Below are 18,352 nucleotides of genomic sequence, written 5' to 3' on the forward strand. Positions count from 1 at the left end.
AATGCTACACCATATTTTACTTTTCTTGTCATAAAAAATGCCCCCAAAAGTGTCTAACTTTTTGGGGGCAGTGTATATTGATTTCGCTTTTTTGTTTGGTATAAAATGTAAATCAATTCTACATACTTGTTGTAACTTATTGTTCCTTCTTGATTATTTGCTTTTAAGAATTGATTATTTAATTCTGAAAACGTATCACTTGCTTTTCCTTCATATTTTAAATAATGATTTAATTCTGCTTGACGATCAAGCTTGATTTTTGGATACATATTATTCAATTCCATTTTTACAAAATAAGGATCAGACTTGTAAATTGCACCCAAAAGCGTATAAATACTTTTATAATAAATAGAATAATTAATTTCGGGATTCTTCGATTTTGAGCCTAAATAATAAGCTAAAAAATTTGCTTCACTTTCTGATGCAAATCCCATTTGATGACCATATTCGTGAAAAAGAGTAGCAGGTTGTTTTAGATTTGTATTGTAACGATTCAGGTTTGCTTCAACTGTAAAAGGATTGTAATAGCCTAAAATCCCCATATAATTTTGCATTTTCGAAATCCAAGATAATTTGAAATGAACATTTTCTAACAATCGATAATTTTTCAACCATTTCAAATCTTTTATAGAAGATTGTAGTGAGTAAAATTCTTCATTATAATCATTGAGATTAGATTTAAACTGAATGGTTGTTGTAGAATCATTGTGTTCTATTTTATTACGGGCAATAATTGCTTTGTCTAATTCGATACAATAAATTTCTTTTAGAATTTTTGGTTGAATTGCAATTTCTTTTTGATGAAAAGTTAATGTGTCTTTTTTATACATAACTCCCCAAGCGAATATGTAAATAAAATAGAAGCTATTTACAAAAATCAATAGATGATAAATAGATTTTGAAGTTTCACGATTTTTGTAAAAAAAACTTCTAATCACTCTGAGTATAAGAAAGAAACCAAGAATACCAATCATTAAATAAAAAATATCACCTAATGGTAATTGAACAGAATTGGTCATTTTAGCTACAAAAGCAGATAGGGGGAATGTTATCCTTTGAACGATAAAATCAATGAAATTATCAGATAAGAATAGTACAGAAAAGAGAATAATTTGTGCAATTAATACTAAAAACGAAATGATGGTTTTATTCAACTTCTTTTGCATATTGATTGGCTATAAAACTAATATAAATTAATTGAAAAGTATGGTAAAGCATAATTGGAATCAAGTATATACCGATGTCACCAGAAAAAATAACTGCAGCAATTACCGAGCCATGAACCAACGATTTTTTGGTTGCACAAAATTGAATTGTAATATCATCTTCTCGATTAAAATTCATTTTTAGTGCGATCCATTTAGAAAAATTAAAAAACATAAAAAATAAAGTAACCACTACAACGAAAACAATTAAAAGAGGAATCAAGCCTAATTTGTCAAAAATTCCATCTAAAAATGTGTGACTAAAACTATTGTAGACAATTAAAATGATGGTTAACTTATCTAAGTTAGAAAATTGTTTTTTGTATTTATGATAGAAATTACCCAAAAAAGGTTGAGATAAAGCACCAATAATAACAGGTAAAATAATTTTTAGAACCAAATCTAAAAAAATTCCTAATAAATCAAATTCTCCATCACTTTTTGATAAAAATAAACTCATCCAAAGCGGTGTGATAATAATACCGATTAAACCAGAGATACTCGCATTAAAAATGGCACTGGGTATATTTCCTTTTGCAATAGAAACCATTACTACAGATGAAGAAACAGTACTTGGCAAAGCCGCAAGATAAAAAATAGCGACATAAAGTGTGAAATATGCAGGATAGTTCTTAATGAGTGGATAGAAACAAAGAACAAGTATTGGAAAAAATATAAACGTTATAGACTGGATTAATAAATGCATTTTCCAGTTGGACAAGTCCTTGAAAAAATCTTTCCAATTTAATTTTAACCCATAAAAAAAGAAAACTAAAATAATACCTATATCTATAATTGTATTAAGGTTAATATTGCTGTACGACCACAAACTAATATTTGGGTATATGTAAGCAACTAAAATAGCTATAAATAAAAAAAGGATAAAAGGATCAGGTAATTTGTTTAAAAATTTCAAAATCAATATAATTTAAGCAAAAATAATAAATAACTTTCAAAACATTTAACAAATAATTAATACTTTGATTTGGCGTAAAAGCAATATAAGATTAATTATTTGTAAATTGATGTACTTTTTTTATATATTTGTAGTAACAACACCTAAAATCTATCTTATGAATACATGTCTTCAATGTAACCAAACACTTTTTGGTCGCAAAGACAAAAAGTTTTGCAATGACTTTTGTCGAAATTCTTATAACAACAATCTGAACCGAGACAAAGTAGAGATTGTAAGAAATATTAATAATCGATTAAGAAAGAATAACCGAATTTTAAAATCTTTGTTAGAAGAAGGTATTCGTTCGGTGGATAAAAATGAACTTAGTCTAAGGAACTTTGATTTTAGATACATTACGAATGTTGATGAATCTAAAAATGGCACAATTTTTTATGTGTACGATGTTGGATATCAGAAATTAAACGAAGAAAATTATTTGTTATTTCAGGAATAAATTTTTATTTTTTTATTGAAAAAGCGCATTAATTATTTAATGCGTTTTTATTTTTTAAAAAATACGGTTTCTTTTAGAGTAGTCAGTACAATAACTTTCCAAAATACATTAACTTTGCGCCACGATGAAAAAAGATATCAATCAACTCGATTCAAAGGAATTTATCCTAATAAAAGGTGCAAAGTTGCACAATCTAAAGAATATTGATTTAGCGATACCAAAAAATAAATTGGTTGTGATTACTGGAATGTCTGGTTCTGGAAAATCTACGTTGGCTTTTGACACATTGTATGCAGAAGGTCAGCGTCGTTATGTTGAAAGTTTGTCGTCTTATGCGCGTCAATTTTTAGGAAAATTAGATAAACCACAAGTTGATTATATCAAAGGAATAGCTCCGGCGATTGCGATACAACAGAAAGTAAATTCAACCAATCCACGTTCTACAGTTGGTACAACAACAGAGATTTACGATTATTTGAAATTATTATATGCCCGAATTGGAAAAACATATTCACCGATTACAGGAGAATTAGTTCAGAAAGATTCGGTGACGGATGTTGTGGATTATTTGAAAACTTTTGAAGCCGAAACAAAATTTATTCTTCAAATTAAATTGGTTGTTCCAGAAGAACGTACGTTTTCTGAACATTTAAATATTCTTCAACAACAAGGGTTTACACGTTTAAGTGTAGATGGAAATCAAGTCAAAATTGAAGATTTAATTTCGTTTAACTTTGAGCCTCAACCCGAAAATGATGTTCATTTAGTCATTGATCGTATTGCATTACCTACAGAAGACGAAGAATCTTTTTATCATCGTTTGGCAGACTCTATCGAAACTGCTTTTTTCGAAGGAAAAGGAGACATTGCAGTTGTAAATATAGATCATAATTCAGTTAAATATTTTTCAAATAAATTCGAATCTGATGGCTTGATTTTTAATGAACCAAACATTCATTTCTTTAGTTTCAACAATCCTTATGGTGCTTGTCCAACTTGTGAAGGTTACGGGAAAGTAATTGGGATTGAAGAAAATCTTGTCGTACCAAATAAATCGTTATCTATTTACGAAGATGCGGTGGTTGCATGGAAAGGAGAGAAGATGAGCGAATGGAAAAATCATTTTATTAAGCAATCACAACAAGTCGACTTTCCTATTCACAAACCTTATTTTGAATTATCAGAAGAACAAAAAGAGTATTTGTGGCGAGGTGATTTGAATTGGGAAGGATTAGACGGTTTCTTTAAAATGGTTGAAGAAAACACCTATAAAATTCAATACCGTGTGATGTTGTCTCGTTACAGAGGAAAAACAACTTGTCCGACGTGTAAAGGAAAACGATTACGCAAAGAAACTAATTTTGTGAAAATTGCAGATAAATCAATCAGTGATTTAGTTGATTTACCGTTAAATGAATTGAATGATTTTTTTACAAGTATTCAATTTAATGAATATGATCAGCAAATCGCTGGTCGAATTATTTATGAAATAAAATCTCGTTTAACTTTCCTATTGGATGTTGGTTTAGAATATTTATCGCTCAACCGTGCGTCAAATACATTGTCTGGAGGAGAATCGCAACGTATCAATTTAGCAACTTCGTTAGGAAGCAGTTTGGTTGGATCGATGTACGTTTTAGACGAACCTTCGATTGGTTTACATTCGCGAGATACGGAAAAGTTTATCACGATTTTACATCGTTTACGTGATTTAGGAAATACAGTAATTGTGGTGGAACATGATGAAGATATCATGAAAGCTGCGGATTATATTATTGATATTGGTCCAGAAGCTGGAACAAATGGAGGAGAGGTCGTGTTTGAAGGAACTTATGACGAATTGATAAAAGCTGATACCTTGACATCTAAATATTTGAATGGGAAATTAGCAATTGAAGTTCCTAAGAACCGTTTAAATTCACCTAATTATTTGAAAATTATAGGTGCACGAGAAAATAATTTAAAGAATATTGATGTTAAATTTCCACTAAACGAATTAACTGTGATTACAGGAGTTTCTGGTTCAGGGAAATCAACGTTAATGAAAGATATTTTAGCACCAGCTGTTCAGCGTCATTTTGAAATCTATGGGAATAAAATTGGTGATTTTGACGATTTAGTTGGTGATTTGAAACAGTTAGAAGGAATCGAGTTAATTGATCAAAATCCAATTGGGAAATCATCGCGTTCAAACCCTGTGACTTATGTGAAAGCTTATGACGATATTCGAAATTTATTTGCATCACAAAAAGCGAGTAAAGTGATGGGATTTCAGCCCAAACATTTTTCGTTTAACGTAGATGGTGGACGTTGCGATGCTTGTAAAGGAGAAGGAACAATTACGATCGAAATGCAATTTATGGCGGATGTTGAGTTGGTTTGTGAAGATTGTCATGGAGAACGTTTCAAGAAAGAAATTTTAGAAGTTAAGTTTGAAGGAAAGTCAATTTCAGATATTTTGAATTTAACAATTGATGAAGCTATCGATTTTTTTGCAGCACATCAACAAAATAAAATTGTAGAGAAGTTAAAGCCTTTGCAAGATGTTGGTTTAGGTTACGTGAAGTTAGGTCAATCGTCGAATACGCTTTCAGGCGGAGAAGCGCAGCGTGTAAAATTGGCTTTTTTCTTGACAAAAGGAGAAACCACGAATAAAACCTTGTTTATTTTTGATGAACCGTCTACTGGTTTGCATTTTCATGATATTCAGAAATTAATCAAGGCTTTACGAGCATTGATTAATTTGGGACATTCAGTTTTTGTGATTGAGCACAATATGGATATTATTAAAGTTGCCGATTGGGTAATAGATCTTGGACCAGAAGGAGGGAAAAAAGGTGGTTTCTTAGTAGCAGAAGGAACACCAGAAGATATTGTAAAAGTAAAAGAATCGTATACAGCGCAATTCTTAAAAGAGAAATTATAACGAACAAAATGTATAAAACCGAGTATTAACTCGGTTTTTTATGGTGTAGTACATGTTGAATTATGATAAACAGGAAAATTGCATGAATTTGCAATAAAACACAATTCATTTGCTTTTTTATGCAAAGAAAGAGCGAGCTCAATTTGCGTTTCATCAGCAATAATAACTTCTGGAAATAAATTGACTACAATAATTTTTCCACTTCCATCTGCATTCACAACTAAAGTTGCTTCAGAATGATCAGTGTAAGAAATGACCTCAATTTTATGTTGAGCACAACAATATAAGTACGACATCATATGGCATGAAGTTAAACTACTTAATAACAAATCTTCGGGATTATATAAATTAGGATCTCCTTTGAAAGCTTTTGCTGCCGAAATTTCTAAATTAGGTTTTCCTTCAATCAAAATATGATGACTTTTACTATAAAATTTAGTAGTACGATCGGTTGAAGGTTCTTTCTTAATCCAATTTAATGCAACTTTAAATAAATGTTTCAAGATGTAATTTTTACCAAAAATAAACGATAAAAAAAACACAACCAAGAATCCTTCGTTGTGCTTTTATTAATAATGAATTATATTTAAAATAATAATTTATTTTGCTTGCTTATCAATTTCATTTTGAATGATTTTCCAATCATATAATTGAAAAGTTTTTCCATTGCTCATTGCGACAAAAAATCCTTTTGGAAATTTAGTTCCGAAATTAAAATTTACAGCATCAGCTCCATCACATTCTATTGTAGAAACTGGAATTTTAGCAATTAATTTGTGTTCATTCGGATTTGTAGGCTCTCCTTGTCTTTTATAAACATTAAAATAATTTGCTTGTTGATCAGAAATCAAGATGTAACCATCTTTAGCTGAGGTTTTGTAAATCGCAATACCTTCGTGATCTCGTTTAAAATCATTTTGTCCAAAAAAAGCTATTTCTTCGTTTCCTTTTTTAGGTTCAGCATAATATTTTCTAATTCCCGTTGTTTCATCTGCATAATAAATATACCCTAATTCTTCATCAACTGCGATTGCTTCAATTTCTTTTTTGCCAGAATAATTACCAAATTTTCGAACCAATGTAGTTGTAATTTGACCATTTTTTTCTTCAAGTAGATATTGATGGATATATTCGCCACTTGGCCCTTCTTTTCTTCCTACAATTGCATAGATTTTATTGTCTTTACTTTTGTATAATGCAATTCCCATTGGATCTCGTTGAGCTTCATTTTCAAATACATCAATTCCTCCATTGTCTATTAATTTGAAATCTGGTAAAGAAACAATTCTGATTTTGTTACTTGCACGTTCTGTCGTAACAGCAATATCAATTTCTTTTCCTTCAAAACTAAATCCGTAAGCGACATCTACATTATTTGGACGATTGAGTGGAGTAATTTTATGAATAATTTCACCATTAAGATTATAAGCATATAAACCTCCTGTATCTTCTTGTTTATCTGTTCCGATAATCATAGATTTTTCTGGATTTTTTTTATCAATCCAAATCGCAGGATCATCAGTGTCATTTGGTGTTTGTTGAGTTGTAACAGTTGGCTTTAATGCATTTTTTGGGATGGATGCTAATTTGGAAGATTCACACGAAAATATACTTCCAATTACTGATAAAGTGATGATTATTTTTTTCATACTATTTTATTTTAGAAATCAAATTTTAACCCCATTGTAAAACGTGGTTGATAATACTCAAGTTGTTTAGTTTGGTTTGATACGCCTTGGTAGTAACGTAATGGTTGATTGGTTAAATTATTTGCTTCTGCAAAAATTCGTAGGTTATTTGAAAATTTATAAGAAGCGTTTGCATCTATAAATAGTTGTTTGTCGTAATAACTATCTTCGAAAGCATTTCCTCCAATTTCGTCTAAATAAGCTGCCGTATAATTAAGAGAAACTCTTGCTGTAAATTTTTTATTCTCAAAAGATAATGATCCATTAAACATATGTGGAGCTGTTTTTGGTAAATCAAGATCTTCTCTCAAATCACCGTCTTCATTTGTTATTCCTTTGGCTTTAGAATCGGTGTATGTATAATTTAAATACACACCAAGATGTTTGAAAAATTCTCCTGGAATAAAATCTAATTGACGCTGAAAAGCTATTTCGAAGCCATAAACATTTACATGATCTCCGTTGCGCGCTTGAGTCATTTTCCAATTTTCACCGGTAGGAATTGGATTAGCAATATCAGGAAATAATGCATTAAAATTACTGCTTGTAAATGTATTGTTTTTATATGTGTATATAAAATCATTTAATTTTTTATAAAAGAATCCTCCCGAAACAATTCCAATATTTTCAAAATAATTTTCTAACATTAAATCGTAATTCATTGCATAAGTAGCTTTTAAATCAGGATTTCCTGCGTATAATTCAGAATCTTCTTTTAAAACGCTTACATATGGTGCTAAACTATAATAATTGGGACGAGCCAAACTCGTTGTAAATGCAGCTCTAAGAATAAAATCATTTGTGAATTTATGTTTCAAAGAAATACTTGGAAGTATGTTTGTATAATCATTTTTATGATTAATTTCTCCGATTAAATCTTCTTCATCTTGAACATAATTACCCGTATATTCGATAGACGTATTTTCTACTCGAACTCCAAGTATTACAGAAGTCATCGTAGATAAATCTTGATCCCAACGAATATATCCAGCCGAAATATTTTCTTTTGCTTTATAATTTGACGCTAAAAATTCAGACGGTTCTAAATTAGCATTAAATAATGATGGATTAGAAAGTGCTAAATTTCCTAAATTTTGATTCGAGTAAAAATAGCCAGCTTGATATTTTGAACCTGGGTTAAATTTAGAACTGCTCCAATCTACCGGATTTTGAGAATTTAAATTCCCCAAACCATCTATACTTTCGTATGAATAATAAATATTGTTTCGTTCTTTATTTTTTAAACGTAAACGCCCACCAAAACGTAAACGCCCTTTTTGGTTATCGATTACACTAAAAGGAACTCGGAAATTTAATTTCGCTCCAAATTCTTTTTCACTTGTATAATCATGTTGTTCAGACAAAGTTCCGACTTTGTATTTAGATAAATCTTCTGTAGATGTTGTAGAAACTAATGGATAGTTTGGATCGGATAAATCTTCTGTAAAACTAACGTTTTTTGCTCTGTAATCAGTATAACGCTCATTTGGTCTATCTTCGCTTGCTTTAGAAAAAGTTACCGCCCAATCCATATCAATTTTTGGAGATAACAAATGTTCTCCTTTTAAAGAAATATTATAAACTCTTTGATCTTCTAATCGTGCATTTTTATTGCGATTATTATTAATACCTCCTTTAGTCTCTCTTCTTATACTTCCTTTGTAATTGTTTGTTTTTTCGTCGTATTCTAAGTCTTTATATGTTACTCTATATCTGTTTTCTCTATCATCTCGCCAATTATAGATAGCAGATAAATCTATTCTATTGTTTTCATTGAATTGATAATCAGAAGATAAAGAAATACTTCTTCTTACACGTTGAATATCATATTTTCGAATCTGAAATTCAGACAAATAAGTTTTATCGCCATCTTTTTCCCAAACTGCCTCAATATTATCTGAACCAAAATTCTGAACTTGGTAACTTGCAGAAGCAACAACCCCTAACTTTTTATCAAAAAATCTATTTCCATATAAAAAAGCAGAATTGTATAATCCTTTTTCACGAATTGGAGCGTATCCTCCTGAAGCTGTAATAGAAATTCGCTCTTTATTTGGAACTGCACGTGTTATCAAATTCACAGCTCCACCAATTGCATCGGCATCCATGTCAGGCGTCAAAGTTTTATTTACTTCGATTGTAGATATCATTTCCGAAGGAATCAAATCCATTTGTACGTTACGGTTACCACCCTCTGCAGAAGGAATACGATCTCCGTTTAACATAACAGAATTTAATTCAGGTGAAAGACCTCTAATAATTATATTACGTGCTTCTCCTTGATCATTTTGCATTGTAATACCTGAAACACGTTTTAAAGCATCTCCAATATTAGAATCTGGAAAACGACCAACTTGATCAGAAGAAATAATATTTGTAATATTTCCATTGTTTTTCTGTTGATTTAATGCTTTTGCTTGACCTTTCAAAAAATCACCGATTACGACAACTTCATTTAATTCTCTACTTTCAGCATCTAAAGAGAAATTGATTACTGCAGTTTTATTTTCTGAAACTTCTATTTGTTTAGATATAGTTTCATAACCTAAATAATCAATATAAACAATGTATGTACCCGGATTTAGGTTTAGGAATTGATAATTTCCATTTTGATCAGAAATTGTGTATTTGTTTGTGTTTTCAATTCGTAGCCTAGCTCCTGGTAGAGAAAATTGATCAGTAGCATCAATAATTTTTCCAGAAATCACACCATTTTGAGCCAAAACCATAGGTCCTAACACAAGTAATGTGAGTTTTAATAAATGTTTCATGGTTCAATAATTTCAACAAAAGTACATTTGCAATATATCCTAATTGTTAAATCATCATTATGAAATATTTAACATTTCAGAAATAGTTTTTTTAATGATTGATCTAAATTATTCAATCTTTTATTTTAGAAAAATAGTGCGTAATTCGACATATAATCTACTTTTTTACTAATTATAGCTGGTTTCAAATGGTTACTTTTGTATCGATTATAATTAAACAAAATGTCTTTTTCTAGCTTTATCAATACCAATCAAAAACTTAATATAAAAAATGAAATTTTAGCAGGGTTAACTGTTGCAATGACCATGATTCCAGAATCGCTCTCTTTTGCTATTTTAGCAGGTTTATCACCTTTAATTGGTCTTTATGGAGCCTTTATTATGGGAATTGTAACTTCAATTTTTGGAGGTCGACCAGCAATGGTTTCAGGAGGAGCAGGAGCGACGGTTATTACGCTAATTGCCTTAAATGCGACTTATGGTGAACAATATATTTTTGCAGCAGTAGCATTGGCAGGTGTTTTTCAACTAATAGTGGGTATTTTTAAACTTGGAAGATTTGTTCGTTTAATTCCTCAACCTGTTATGTATGGTTTTCTAAACGGTTTGGCAATCGTGATCTTTATGTCACAAATCGAACAATTCAAATCAACATCAGAAGGGGGTACGCATTGGTTATCAGGCACATCTCTTTATATAATGTTAGGATTAACGTTTATCACCATTTTAATTGTTTACTTTTTTCCGAAAATAACTAAAGTAATTCCTGCTTCATTGGTTGCAATTCTGATCACTTTTTTGTTGGTTTTAGGTTTTCAAATTGATACTAAAACGGTAGGTGATATAGCAACCATCAAAGGAGAATTACCTGTTTTTCATATTCCAAGTGTTCCATTAACTTTAGAAACCTTTAAGATTATTTTACCGTATTCGATTATTATGGGATCGGTAGGATTGATAGAAACTTTACTTACACTAACGTTAGTTGATGAGGTGACAGAAAGCAAAGGGAACTCGAATAAAGAATGCATGGCGCAAGGTGTTGCTAATATGACCAATGGATTTTTTGGAGGGATGGGGGGATGCGCAATGATTGCACAAACTTTTGTCAATCTTGATGCAGGTTCACGATCTCGACTTGGCCCAGCAATAGGAGCAATAACAATCTTGGTTATTATTTTGGTTGGAGCGCCAATTATAGAAAAAATTCCGATGGCAGCTTTAGTTGGCGTGATGATGATGGTAGCAATTTCAACATTTAAATGGGGATTTTTTAAATTAATTACAAAAATGCCTAAATCAGATATTTTTGTAAGTGTTTTAGTTGCACTTATAACTGTTGTTCTTCATAATCTTGCTTTAGCTGTTTTTGTTGGAGTCATTGTTTCTGCTTTGGTTTTTGCTTGGGATAATGCGAAACGAATAAGAGCCAGAAAATCTATCGATGACAATGGTCGTAAAATTTATGAAATATATGGTCCACTTTTCTTTGGTTCTGCATCTACTTTTTTAGATAAATTTGATATCATAAATGATCCAAATGAAATTGTTATTGATTTGAAAGAGAGTAGAATAGTAGATATGAGTGCAATAAATTCTTTAAATACAATTACTTTTAAATATACACAACAAAATAAAAAAGTTATTTTGCGTCATTTAAGCAAAGATTCTATATTACTATTAGATCAAGCGAAAGGTGTGATAGAAGTTAATATAGAAGAAGATCCAACGTACAAAGTGATGCCGAAATAAAAAGACAGCTTTATAAAAGCTGTCAGATGTTATAAATATCGTTCGTTAATTACATTCATATGGTGAATAGAATGACCAGCCATTACAAAACCAATTTTTTCGACAGAAAATTCTCGATCACCAACTTTTCCAATCCTATTTAAGGTTTCATCGTCAAAAGATTTGAATTGAAAATACGTAGCTTTCATCAAATTCGTCCATTCTTTGATCAATTCTTCTGGTTTTCGACTTTTTGCGTTAGAAGTCAAAACGTAGGCATTTTCATCAAAAAAAATTAATGTCTGAGCATCTTCTCTCGCAATATGCTGAGCACGATATGAAAAAATACGTTCACAATCAATGCAATGTTGTATCATTTCCTTTATTGTCCATTTTTCCTCAGCATAAGCATAATCCCACTTATTTAATTCGGTAACAATTGTTAAGGTTTTTTTGATATCAGCAATTCTTGTTTGTAAAGCATCTACGACTTCTATTCCATCATAAATAGAAGTATAATTTTCATGGTTTATTGTATTCATTTTTTTGTAATTTTTTACAATTTAAGCATTATTAAAATGACTTATTTTAAGTATTTGTTAAAATTTATGCTACATTTTTTTGAAATTAATTTTAAATCTAATAAAAAAATAAGATTCTTATAGATATCTAAAATCTTGCATTTGATAAGTTTCTTTTCCGAAAAAACGTTGCTATGTTTGAGAGTAAAGTAATTTTTAAAATAAAGAATATAAATAGATGATAGCGAACTTATCATACTCAAGCGGTGCTTCTAAATATCCTCTATTGGGAGAAACAATTGGAGAAAATTTACGCAATACTGTCGCAAAATATCCTCAGCAAGAGGCATTGGTTTGCGTTGATCAAAATTACCGTGCGACCTATACAGAGTTTTATTCTCAAACAGAACAAATTGCTAAATCATTAATTGCAATTGGCCTAAAAAAAGGTGATCGTGTTGGAATTTGGGCACCTAATCGCGCCGAATGGACATTATTGCAGTATGCAACTGCTCGTGTCGGAATGATTCTCGTTAACCTTAATCCTGCATACAGAGAAAATGAACTTGAATTTGTTTTAAATCAAGCCGAAATTTCAGCTGTTTTTGCAGCTTTAAGTTTCAAATCAAGTCAATATAAAATCATGTTGAACAATGTGAAGCAAAATGCTAAAATGTTAGAACATATTATCATTTTTGAAGAAAATTGGAATGATTTTTTAGAACAAGGTGAAGAAATATCAACATCCGAAATTCATCAAATCGAACAATCCGTACAGTTTGATGATGCAGTTAATATTCAGTATACTTCTGGGACAACAGGTTTTCCGAAAGGTGTTACTCTAACACATCATAATTTATTGAATAATGGTTTCTTTATTGGAATACGATTAAATTATACACATTTAGATCGTGTATGTATACCAGTTCCTTTTTATCATTGTTTTGGAATGGTTATCGGAAATATGGCTTGTACTTCTCATGGTGCCTGTATGGTCATCCCATCTGAAAGTTTTGATCCAGAAAAAACGCTAAATGCTGTAGAAATAGAGAAATGTACTTCTCTTTATGGAGTTCCTACGATGTTTATAGCGGAATTGGAATTGCCAAATTTTGATCGTTTTGATTTATCTTCTTTAAGAACTGGCGTAATGGCAGGATCGCCTTGTCCAATTGAAATCATGAAGAAAGTTCAATCTAAAATGAATATGAAAGAAGTATCAATTTGTTATGGAATGACGGAAACTTCTCCTGTTTCGACCCAAACAATTATCGGTACTCCTTTAGAAAAACAAGTTTCAACGGTTGGTACAGTTCAAGACCATTTAGAAATTAAAATTATTGATCCGCAAACAGGTGAAATATTACCACGTGGCATTGCTGGTGAATTTTGCACTAGAGGTTATTCAGTTATGCAAAAATATTGGAATAATCCAGAAGCAACAGCTCAAGTGATAGATGAAAATAACTGGTTGCATACCGGAGATTTAGCGACGATGGATGTCGATGGTTATATTAATATTACAGGAAGAATTAAAGATATTATTATTAGAGGTGGTGAAAATATTTCACCTAAGGAGATCGAAGACTTTTTGTATGAACACGAAGCAATTTCGGATGTTCAAATTATTGGAGTTCCAAGTATTAAATATGGTGAAGAAGTGATGGCATGGGTAAAAGTGAAAGAAGGTATAACAGTAACAGAAGATGAACTAAAAGAATACTGTTTATCAATTGCACATTTTAAACGTCCAAAATTTTGGAAATTTGTAACTGAATTTCCAATGACAATATCTGGTAAAATCAGAAAAATAGAAATGCGTGAAGTCTCAATTCGAGAATTAAACTTAGAAACCGCTCAAAAAGTAAAAACATCTTAAAAATCATTAAAAAGAAATAAAAGTAGACTCAAGAATAATAATTTCAGTTATCTTTGAGTCTATTTAATTTTGTATAAAAATAAACGATATTAACGATGTCAAATATCTTATTAATCGAGGATGAACAGGCTATCCGAAATGTTTTGAAAAGTATCCTAATGGACGAAAATCCGAAATGGAAAGTTGATGAAGCAGAAAACGGAGTGGTTGGAATTGAAAAAATAAAAGAAAAAGAGTACGACTTAATTATAAGTGATATTAAAATGCCATTGAAAGATGGGATGGAGGTTCTTTCGGAAGCTATGGAATACAATCCTGATTTAACAATGGTAATGATCACTGGACATGGTGACGTGGATTTGGCTGTAGACGCAATAAAGAAAGGTGCCTATGATTTTATATCAAAACCACCAGATTTAAATAAATTATTAACCACTGTTCGCAATGCCTTAGATCGTAAATCGTTATTGTCTACGAACAAAGAATTAAAGAAAGAAAATAAAGCATTAAAGAAAAAAGTAGCAAAAAAATATGAAATGATTGGTGAAGCTCCAGCAATTGCTGAAGTAAAACAAATTATTGATAAAGTAGCTGCTACAGATGCTCGTGTGCTTATTCTTGGACCAAATGGAACAGGAAAAGAATTAGTTGCTCATCATTTACATGAAAAAAGTGACCGTAGTGTTAAACCTTTAGTTGAAGTGAATTGTGCTGCGATTCCTGCAGAATTAATAGAAAGCGAATTATTTGGACATGTAAAAGGTTCGTTTACAGGTGCTGTTAAAGATAAACAAGGAAAATTTGAATTAGCAAACGAAGGTACAATTTTCTTAGATGAAATAGGGGATATGAGTCTTTCTGCACAGGCCAAAGTTTTGCGAGCGTTGCAAGAAGGAAAGGTTTCACCAGTTGGTTCTGAAAAGGAAATTAATGTAAATGTTCGTGTAATTGCAGCAACGAATAAAGACTTACGTAAAGAGATTGAAGAAGGTCGCTTTCGCGAAGATTTATACCATCGTTTGGCTGTTATTATTATTAATGTTCCTGCTCTTAATGACCGCAAGGATGATATCCCATTATTGGTAGAACATTTTATAACAGACACAACAAGTCAAAAATCTTTTGATAAATCGGCTTACGATGCTTTAAAAGAATTGGATTGGACAGGAAACATACGCGAGTTGAGAAATGTTGTTGAACGATTATTAATTCTCGGAGATGATCCAATTTCAAGAAAAGATGTTGAACAATTTGTGAAAAAATAAACTGTTTTCATGACAAGAAATGTTATTTTTCTAATAGCTTTTATTTTTTTGATGTTTTCGTGTAAGAATGAAAAAACAGAAATAGACAAAAGTTCTGATGGTTTGTCGCATGAAGACGTATTGTCATTAGAAAAAAGTTCTGTCTTTACGAATGAAACGCTTGTTTACAAAGGAATTTTTGAAGGGAATTACTCTGGTGATAAAATCATCTTGAAATTGACTGAAAAATCATTTTTAGTAGATTACAAAGGTCAATCGTTTGAAGGAGAATTGTTTAAAAAAGATGATGGTTCTTTAATAGAACTCGCGCCTAAAAAGAAAAAATTACCTTTTCAGTTTTTACGTTGGTCAGATAATTCAGAAATCATGATTCTAAATGAAGATGGAATGGCAGACGATAATGGCGAAAATTATTTAACTAGAATTTCAGAAAAATGAAAATAATATTTACGTGGATTTTCAGTGTTTTAATATTAACTAATTTGGTGAGTTGTAATTCAAATTCATCAAATAAAAATGATGAATTAGGAAAACGATTTTTCGAAAATTACTCTACTCGTGCCGATTATAAAAAAATGTTGTCTTTTTATAATGATAGTTTGGTATACGAAAATGTAGCCCAATATTCGGGTGCTTCAACAATTGATCCTCGTTATCTTTTGAATGAAATTGTGCGTTGGAATGATACGACTATGCAGTATGAGAACAACCAATTGTTGGAAGTAAAAGATTTATTTTCAAATGATTCGATGATTATTGCCAATGGAGAATTTTCTGCTTACACCTATAATGGAATGAATTTTCCTTCGATGAAGTTTACCACTTTTTTATATTTGGATGAAAATTCAAAAATAAAAAAACAAGTAGATTGGTTCAATTATCCAATCGAAGATATTATTGAGTTGTATCAATTGCAACAAAGTCAACAAAAAATAAAATTAGATCAATAATAATCAAATAAAAATCCAGTTAACGATTTAACTGGATTTTTTCTTCAAGATTTATAAAATATATTAGCTAAAAAACGCCATAGAACAAACCATTAAAGCTGTTATTCCTGAATAGAAAAGCCCAAAGTATAATACGATTTAAACAATTTTTATTAAAAAAAATACCTCTCATAATCGAGAGGTATTTTTGTATTATACGTTTTATGAAAAATTATTTCAAATTTTTATCTGTATAAATCTTTTCAGCTAATTGTACAGCTTTATATGCATCAACAACACCTCCAGTTACAGAAATATCTTTTAATTGATCATTTTTATTGACAGAATCTAAAATGATTTGTTTCACTTGTTGTGTTGTCAATTTTGGATAATGTGACCAAACTAATGCTGCAACACCTGCAACAACTGGTGAAGCCATAGAAGTTCCAGAATTTGATTTGTATTCGCCATCTCTTGTTGGGATTGCAGAGTAAATATCAGAACCTGGAGCAAATACATCTACAGATTTTTTACCGTAATTAGAAAAACTAGATTTTAATTCATCTTTATTACTTGTATTCGAACCAACAGTAATCACATTGTTAGAAATTGCTGTACCCGCTTCGTTATAAACCGTAGGAAAATGTATATTCGTGTCGATGTTTTCGTTATCGTTTCCTGCTGCTTTTATCAATAAAACACCTTTGTCTTGTGCATATTTAAACGCTTCCCAAACTGCTTTTACATCAGGAGAATACGCTTTCCCAAAAGACATATTCAAGATTTTAGCACCATTGTCAGTCGCATAACGAATAGCGTTTGCAACATCTTTGTCGCGCTCATCACCATTAGGCACAGTACGAACAGACATTATTTTTACATTTCCTTGTCCAGCAATACCATCTATTCCAATTCCATTACCAGATTTTGCCGCAATAATTCCAGCAACGTGTGTTCCGTGGTTTGAATCTGGACCGTCTACATCCGAATTTCCATAGTATCTCTCATTCACATTGGCATAATCATCACCAACAATAGGACGAGGATCTAACTCTGTATTTAAGTTAATTTCTACTTGTTCTTTGTAATATTTCGCACCTTCAGCAATTTCATCACCTACTTTTTTCAAAAACTCTTTCATTGTCTTACCATCCCAAGCTTCTTTTGGAACCATCGCGAAAATCATCATACCTTGCTGAGCTTCTTTCGATTTTGGTTGAAAGGTAGACATGTTTTTTTCGTCCAAATCCTTTTCTCCCCATTCAGAAATTAATACTGGAAAACTAACTTTGAAAATTTCATCCATTTGCTGATATTGCATAGCACCTTGTTTAGCTTCAGCTAATTTATTTTCGAATTCTACTTTTATTTTTTGGTATTCTTCAAATTTTTCAGGGTATTTGGTTTTATTTGAAGCAGCATCGGTACTCGTTTCGAAAAGGTTTTTATATTTTACAAAAAGACGTGTTAATTCTAATGTATCGCCATCGACGTTTTTACCATCTTTTCCTCCAATAAAATTCCAACCATGCACATCATCAATGTATCCATTTTTGTCGTCATCTTTTCCATTTCCAGCAATTTCTTTTGCATTGATCCATACATTATCTTTTAAATCTGCATGTGTCACTTCAACACCAGAATCTAAAACTCCGACAATTAATTGCGATGGTTTACGTTTTTTTGATTCTAAAAATTGAATTGCTTTTTGTGTATTAACACCATAAACACCACTTTCTTCAAGAGATTCGTGTTGCCAATATTTTTGGTCAACCTTTGGTAATGGAATAGTTTCTTGTGCGAATGATGCCACACCAATAAACATGGCAACAGATATACTTAATAAGAATTTTTTCATAATAAATTTTTCTATATATGTCGGATAACAAAGCGAATTGTTACACATTGAGTTTTCGTATTTTGAAAATACAAAAAAGGCTCCAAATTAGTAGACTGCACCCAAAAGTTTGGACAGATTAAAAATTAATAATTATAAAAATGAGTTCGATATTGTATCGGGCTCAT

Annotated in this window: 14 protein-coding genes; 7 read left to right on the top strand and 7 right to left on the bottom strand. The window is 31.0% G+C overall.

Features of this window, described 5'->3' with window-relative positions:
• Positions 1–53 precede the first annotated feature (53 nt).
• The gene (locus tag HX088_RS12375; protein WP_260542913.1) at positions 54–1,166 is read right to left on the bottom strand and encodes a DUF3810 family protein; all 1,113 of its coding nucleotides are present in this window, start codon (positions 1,164–1,166) and stop codon (positions 54–56) included.
• Complete coding sequence (locus HX088_RS12380) at positions 1,147–2,121, bottom strand: bile acid:sodium symporter family protein (protein ID WP_260542915.1); 975 nt, start codon at positions 2,119–2,121, stop codon at positions 1,147–1,149. The genes HX088_RS12375 and HX088_RS12380 overlap by 20 nt, the downstream gene beginning before the upstream one ends.
• 157 nt (positions 2,122–2,278) lie before the next feature.
• Between HX088_RS12380 and HX088_RS12385 the strand changes: the two genes are divergently transcribed.
• Positions 2,279–2,617, top strand: coding sequence for a hypothetical protein (locus HX088_RS12385; RefSeq protein WP_171623612.1), 339 nt, complete (start codon positions 2,279–2,281; stop codon positions 2,615–2,617).
• Between the two features lie 124 nt (positions 2,618–2,741).
• Positions 2,742–5,543, top strand: a complete 2,802-nt coding sequence (gene uvrA, locus HX088_RS12390; protein ID WP_286484305.1) for an excinuclease ABC subunit UvrA — start codon at positions 2,742–2,744, stop codon at positions 5,541–5,543.
• A 38-nt stretch (positions 5,544–5,581) separates the two neighbouring features.
• Here uvrA and HX088_RS12395 read toward each other — a convergent pair whose 3' ends face one another.
• The 3 genes from HX088_RS12395 to HX088_RS12405 all read right to left on the bottom strand — a co-directional run bounded on the left by HX088_RS12395 (position 5,582) and on the right by HX088_RS12405 (position 10,002).
• Positions 5,582–6,049 carry an OsmC family protein gene (locus HX088_RS12395; protein WP_260544531.1) on the bottom strand — a complete coding sequence of 156 codons (468 nt, stop codon included), beginning with the start codon at positions 6,047–6,049 and terminating at the stop codon, positions 5,582–5,584.
• Between the two features lie 93 nt (positions 6,050–6,142).
• Complete coding sequence (locus tag HX088_RS12400; RefSeq protein WP_171623610.1) at positions 6,143–7,192, bottom strand: phytase; 1,050 nt, start codon at positions 7,190–7,192, stop codon at positions 6,143–6,145.
• 11 nt (positions 7,193–7,203) lie between these two features.
• Positions 7,204–10,002, bottom strand: a complete 2,799-nt coding sequence (locus HX088_RS12405) for a TonB-dependent receptor (protein WP_286484306.1) — start codon at positions 10,000–10,002, stop codon at positions 7,204–7,206.
• A gap of 222 nt (positions 10,003–10,224) precedes the next feature.
• On the opposite strand from HX088_RS12405, the gene HX088_RS12410 reads away from it, so the two are divergent.
• Positions 10,225–11,754, top strand: a complete 1,530-nt coding sequence (locus HX088_RS12410; RefSeq protein ID WP_286484307.1) for a SulP family inorganic anion transporter — start codon at positions 10,225–10,227, stop codon at positions 11,752–11,754.
• Positions 11,755–11,783: 29 nt separating this feature from the next.
• Here HX088_RS12410 and HX088_RS12415 read toward each other — a convergent pair whose 3' ends face one another.
• Positions 11,784–12,275, bottom strand: coding sequence for a DinB family protein (locus HX088_RS12415; RefSeq protein ID WP_171623608.1), 492 nt, complete (start codon positions 12,273–12,275; stop codon positions 11,784–11,786).
• Positions 12,276–12,492: 217 nt separating this feature from the next.
• On the opposite strand from HX088_RS12415, the gene HX088_RS12420 reads away from it, so the two are divergent.
• The 4 genes from HX088_RS12420 (at position 12,493) to HX088_RS12435 (ending at position 16,348) form a co-directional block, all read left to right on the top strand.
• The gene (locus tag HX088_RS12420) at positions 12,493–14,133 is read left to right on the top strand and encodes an AMP-binding protein (protein ID WP_171623607.1); all 1,641 of its coding nucleotides are present in this window, start codon (positions 12,493–12,495) and stop codon (positions 14,131–14,133) included.
• A gap of 95 nt (positions 14,134–14,228) precedes the next feature.
• The gene (locus HX088_RS12425; RefSeq protein ID WP_171623606.1) at positions 14,229–15,398 is read left to right on the top strand and encodes a sigma-54-dependent transcriptional regulator; all 1,170 of its coding nucleotides are present in this window, start codon (positions 14,229–14,231) and stop codon (positions 15,396–15,398) included.
• Positions 15,399–15,407: 9 nt separating this feature from the next.
• Positions 15,408–15,836 carry a hypothetical protein gene (locus HX088_RS12430; protein WP_286484308.1) on the top strand — a complete coding sequence of 143 codons (429 nt, stop codon included), beginning with the start codon at positions 15,408–15,410 and terminating at the stop codon, positions 15,834–15,836.
• Positions 15,833–16,348: a hypothetical protein gene (locus HX088_RS12435; protein WP_260542930.1), complete on the top strand. Its 516-nt coding sequence runs from the start codon at positions 15,833–15,835 to the stop codon at positions 16,346–16,348. Before HX088_RS12430 ends, HX088_RS12435 begins: the two co-directional genes overlap by 4 nt.
• A 211-nt stretch (positions 16,349–16,559) precedes the next feature.
• Here the strand turns inward: HX088_RS12435 and HX088_RS12440 are convergent, their stop codons facing one another.
• Positions 16,560–18,185, bottom strand: coding sequence for a S8 family serine peptidase (locus tag HX088_RS12440; RefSeq protein ID WP_260542932.1), 1,626 nt, complete (start codon positions 18,183–18,185; stop codon positions 16,560–16,562).
• Between the last annotated feature and the right edge of the window lie 167 nt (positions 18,186–18,352).

This window comes from Empedobacter sp. 225-1 (assembly GCF_030328185.1).
Taxonomy (GTDB): domain Bacteria; phylum Bacteroidota; class Bacteroidia; order Flavobacteriales; family Weeksellaceae; genus Empedobacter; species Empedobacter stercoris.

Coding starts and splice junctions, on each gene's coding strand:
- HX088_RS12440 (WP_260542932.1), bottom strand. CDS start 18,185: ATGAAAAAATTCTTATTAAGTATATCTGTTGCCATGTTTATTGGTGTG.
- HX088_RS12415 (WP_171623608.1), bottom strand. CDS start 12,275: ATGAATACAATAAACCATGAAAATTATACTTCTATTTATGATGGAATA.
- HX088_RS12435 (WP_260542930.1), top strand. CDS start 15,833: ATGAAAATAATATTTACGTGGATTTTCAGTGTTTTAATATTAACTAAT.
- HX088_RS12420 (WP_171623607.1), top strand. CDS start 12,493: ATGATAGCGAACTTATCATACTCAAGCGGTGCTTCTAAATATCCTCTA.
- HX088_RS12375 (WP_260542913.1), bottom strand. CDS start 1,166: ATGCAAAAGAAGTTGAATAAAACCATCATTTCGTTTTTAGTATTAATT.
- HX088_RS12425 (WP_171623606.1), top strand. CDS start 14,229: ATGTCAAATATCTTATTAATCGAGGATGAACAGGCTATCCGAAATGTT.
- HX088_RS12410 (WP_286484307.1), top strand. CDS start 10,225: ATGTCTTTTTCTAGCTTTATCAATACCAATCAAAAACTTAATATAAAA.
- HX088_RS12400 (WP_171623610.1), bottom strand. CDS start 7,192: ATGAAAAAAATAATCATCACTTTATCAGTAATTGGAAGTATATTTTCG.
- HX088_RS12405 (WP_286484306.1), bottom strand. CDS start 10,002: ATGAAACATTTATTAAAACTCACATTACTTGTGTTAGGACCTATGGTT.
- HX088_RS12385 (WP_171623612.1), top strand. CDS start 2,279: ATGAATACATGTCTTCAATGTAACCAAACACTTTTTGGTCGCAAAGAC.
- uvrA (WP_286484305.1), top strand. CDS start 2,742: ATGAAAAAAGATATCAATCAACTCGATTCAAAGGAATTTATCCTAATA.
- HX088_RS12430 (WP_286484308.1), top strand. CDS start 15,408: ATGACAAGAAATGTTATTTTTCTAATAGCTTTTATTTTTTTGATGTTT.